Source organism: Parvularcula marina (assembly GCF_003399445.1).
In the GTDB taxonomy this organism is placed as follows: Bacteria; Pseudomonadota; Alphaproteobacteria; order Caulobacterales; family Parvularculaceae; genus Parvularcula; species Parvularcula marina.
Genome location: NZ_QUQO01000023.1, coordinates 1 through 536 on the forward strand (window position 1 = coordinate 1; position 536 = coordinate 536).

Genomic DNA, 536 nt, shown 5'->3' on the forward strand with positions numbered 1-536 from the left:
GTAATGGTTATGTCCCTGCTCCAGGTGATCCTGCCTTTCAAGAAAACGTAAACAATACCTACTTTAATGTAGGTGCAGGTTTCTTTTACTATACACAAAACTATTACTTAGCCCTATCGGTGCCGAATATGCTTAAAAGCAAGCACCTTGATGTAACGGCTCCTAGTGGAACAGCCTATGAGTTCGGTTCAGAGACTTCACACTACTTCTTAACGGGGGGGTATGTTTTCCAGATTTCCGAAAACACTAAGATGAAACCATCGTTTATGGTAAAATCTTCTTTTGATGTGTCGCCTTCTATAGATGGTTCATTGAACTTCTTGTTCTTTGAGCGTTTTGAGATTGGGGCTACCTACAGGTTAGACGACAGTTTTGGTGGAATGGTAAACTATGCTATTACACCTAATCTAAGAATCGGTTATGCTTACGACCATATCATCTCTGAATTGGATGTAACAACACCGTCTTCGCATGAAATCATGCTCCTGTTTGATGTAAACTTCCCGAAAAAAGTTTCCCGTTCACCACGTTATTTC

Annotated in this window: 1 protein-coding gene; it reads left to right on the forward strand. The window is 40.5% G+C overall.

Features of this window, described 5'->3' with window-relative positions:
* Positions 1-536 (forward strand): PorP/SprF family type IX secretion system membrane protein (locus DX908_RS16940; RefSeq protein WP_116393504.1); only part of this gene is annotated, 536 nt, incomplete at both ends.